Source organism: Rhodococcus chondri (assembly GCF_036327435.1).
GTDB lineage: Bacteria > Actinomycetota > Actinomycetes > Mycobacteriales > Mycobacteriaceae > Rhodococcus > Rhodococcus chondri.
The window spans coordinates 1-2,897 of sequence record NZ_JAUZMZ010000310.1; the positions used below are offsets into that span (position 1 = coordinate 1).

The following is a 2,897-nucleotide window of genomic DNA, read 5'->3' on the forward strand; positions in this document are numbered from 1 at the left end:
GATCCCGCGAGCCTGTGCGCACCACGGGTACTCACTCGCCCAGTGCTCGACGTCGACCAGCGCGGGGCCGCCGGCGCGGAGGTGTTCGTCGGCCGGATGGTGGCGCAGGTCGGCGGTCACGTACGCATCCACTCCGAGCGCGCTCACCGCGCCGAGGAACGAGTCGCCCGAGCCGCCACACACCGCCACTGTGCGGATCGGGCGTTCGGGATCGCCCGCGCCGCGCACTCCCCACTCGGTCGCCGGTAGCGCCGCGGCCACAGTTTCGGTGAATTCGCGCAGCGTTTGGGACCGGGGCAGCTGCCCGACCCGGCCGAGCCCACGCGAGCTGGGCATCTCCGCGAGTTCGAACACGTCGAACGCCGGTTCCTCGTAGGGGTGCGCTGCCCGCAGCGCGGCGAGCACCGCATTGCGGGACCTGCGCGGCGCGATGACCTCGATGCGGTCTTCGGCAACGCGCTCGAGCTCACCGACGGACCCGATCGTGGGGTCGGCACCGTCGACCGGGCGGAACTGCCCGGTGCCGGACGACGTCCAGCTGCACTCCCGGTAGTTGCCGAGGGCGCCCGCCCCCACCGCGAACAAGGCGGACCGCACAGTGTCGGTCGCGTCGGCCGGAACCATCACCACCCACTTGTCGGTGGCCGGTTCCGGTTTCGGTTCGAGGGGACGCAGCCCCGTCAGACCGAGGGCCTGCGCGAGTGCATCGGACACGCCGGGATCGGCCCGGTCGGCATTGGTGTGGGCGGTATAGAGCGCGCATCCACCCCGGATCAACCGGTGGATCAGCGCGCCCTTGGGGGTGTGCGCGCCGACCGTGTCGACGCCGCGCAACAACAGCGGGTGGTGCACCAGCAGCAGCTGCGCACCCCACGCCAGGGCTTGGTCGACCACCGCGGCAGTCGCATCCACGGCCAGCAGCACCTTGTGCACCGGTTCATCCGGGTCTCCCGCAACCAAACCGACCGAGTCCCAGGATTCCGCCAACGACGGCGGGTAGGCCGTCTCGACCACGTCGATCACCTCACTCAGCGTCACCGCCGACACGTGTCCTCCTCCGTCGCCCGTATCCGGTGCTGGTTCCGCCGAAGACCCTACGCGGCGCCCTGTGCGTTCTGTGGCGACAATGGCTGGGTGACCCTTATCGCCGACACGCATCCGTTGCTGCTCCCCGCTCCCGTCGTGCTGTTCGACCTCGACGGCACCCTCACCGATTCCGCGACCGGGGTCATCAACGGTTTTCTGCATGCGCTGTCGACGATCGGTGTCGCGGCCCCGGCGGGCAATCTCGAACGGCTGCTCGGCCCGCCGATGACGGAATCGCTGAGGGCTCTCGGGCTCGACGACGAGCACGTCGCGCAGGGCCTGACTGCCTACATGGATTACTACTCCGCCGCCGGTTGGGCGGAGAACGCCCTCTTCGACGGAGTCGGTGAGATGCTGGCCGCGGTTCGTCGCACCGGGAGCCGCCTCGCGGTGGCGACGTCGAAGAACGAACTGTTCGCCGAGCGCATCCTCACCCACTTCGGGGTCGCCGGCGCCTTCGAGTTCATCGGCGGTGCCAGTGAAGACGGCACACGCCGCGCGAAGGCCGACGTCATCGCGCACAGTCTCGCCGCGCTCGGCATCGACGTCGCTGCCGCAGCCGACGGAGGCACACCGGGCGTGGTGATGATCGGCGATCGTGAGCACGATGTCCACGGCGCCGGACGGTTCGGTATCCCCACGGTGTTCGTGGAGTACGGCTACGGCGCCGCGGTCGAGGCGGCCGGGGCGACGCTGACCGTCGACAGTATCGCCGAGCTCGAAAGGATCCTCACCGGTGAGCAGTGACGATGCCCGACTCCACGTGACCTTCGTGTGCACCGGCAACATCTGCCGGTCCCCGATGGCCGAAAAGATCTTCGCCGAGTACCTGCGGCGGGAAGGCCTCGACGAGCGGGTACGGGTGAGCAGCGCCGGAACGCACGGCTGGCACGTCGGCTCCGACGCCGACCCACGCACCACCGCCGTCCTGCAGCGACACGGATATCCGACAGGGCACCGCGCGGCCGAGCTCGGGGCGGAACACTTGTCGGCCGACATCGTGGTCGCGTTGGCCACCGGCCACGATCGCGCCCTCGCCCATCTCGGAGTGCCCAGCGACCGCCGGGTGCTGCTGCGCTCGTTCGACCCGCAGGCCGACGACGAGTCGGTACCCGACCCGTACTACGGCGGACTGCCCGAGTTCGAGCAGGTGCGCGAACAGATCGAGGCCGCAATTCCCGGACTCCTCGAGCGGGTGCGGCACCGCTGAGATGCACCTCACCGTCTAACGTGGATATGTGCGCCGACTGACATTTCTTCTCCGCCCGAGCTGGCTGGTCCTGGCCTTGGTGGTCGGCGGCTTCGCCTACGCGTGTTTCACCGTGCTCGCCCCGTGGCAGCTCGGCAAGAACACCAGCACCGAGGAACGCAACGGCCGGATCGAGGCCTCCATGCAGGAGGAACCCGTGCCGGTCACCGAGCTGCTGGGCGGCACCGATCCGACCGTGGAGGACGAGTGGCGCCGTGTCGTCGCCGAAGGGAGTTATCTGCCGGATTCGGATGTGCTGGTGCGGTTACGCAGTGTCGAAGCGGCACCCGCGTACGAAGTGCTGACACCGTTCGCCCTCGACGACGGTTCCACCGTGCTCGTCAACCGCGGCTACGTCCGTCCTGTACAGGGCACCGCGGTGCCCGCCATCGAGCCCGCCCCCGCGGGACGAGTGACTCTCGACGCGCGCATCCGGCTGTCCGAGGGGACGGTGGAAGGCCGCGACGTGTTCACCGACGCCGGCTTTCTGCAGGCCTACTACATCGATGCACCGCAGATCGCCGCGGCGACGGGGCTGGACCTCGTGAACGGGTACCTACAG

Annotated in this window: 4 protein-coding genes; 3 read left to right on the forward strand and 1 reads right to left on the reverse strand. The window is 69.3% G+C overall.

Annotated elements, in window-relative coordinates:
• A partial coding sequence (locus tag Q8814_RS25480; protein ID WP_330154732.1) for a Nif3-like dinuclear metal center hexameric protein occupies nt 1–1,047 on the reverse strand: 1,047 nt, incomplete at its 3' end.
• An 87-nt stretch (nt 1,048–1,134) separates the two neighbouring features.
• Between Q8814_RS25480 and Q8814_RS25485 the strand changes: the two genes are divergently transcribed.
• The 3 genes from Q8814_RS25485 to Q8814_RS25495 form a co-directional block, all read left to right on the forward strand.
• Nucleotides 1,135–1,833, forward strand: coding sequence for an HAD hydrolase-like protein (locus tag Q8814_RS25485; protein WP_330154733.1), 699 nt, complete (start codon nt 1,135–1,137; stop codon nt 1,831–1,833).
• Nucleotides 1,823–2,296: a low molecular weight protein-tyrosine-phosphatase gene (locus Q8814_RS25490; protein ID WP_330154734.1), complete on the forward strand. Its 474-nt coding sequence runs from the start codon at nt 1,823–1,825 to the stop codon at nt 2,294–2,296. The genes Q8814_RS25485 and Q8814_RS25490 overlap by 11 nt, the downstream gene beginning before the upstream one ends.
• 28 nt (nt 2,297–2,324) lie before the next feature.
• Nucleotides 2,325–2,897 (forward strand): SURF1 family cytochrome oxidase biogenesis protein (locus Q8814_RS25495; RefSeq protein WP_330154735.1); only part of this gene is annotated, 573 nt, incomplete at its 3' end.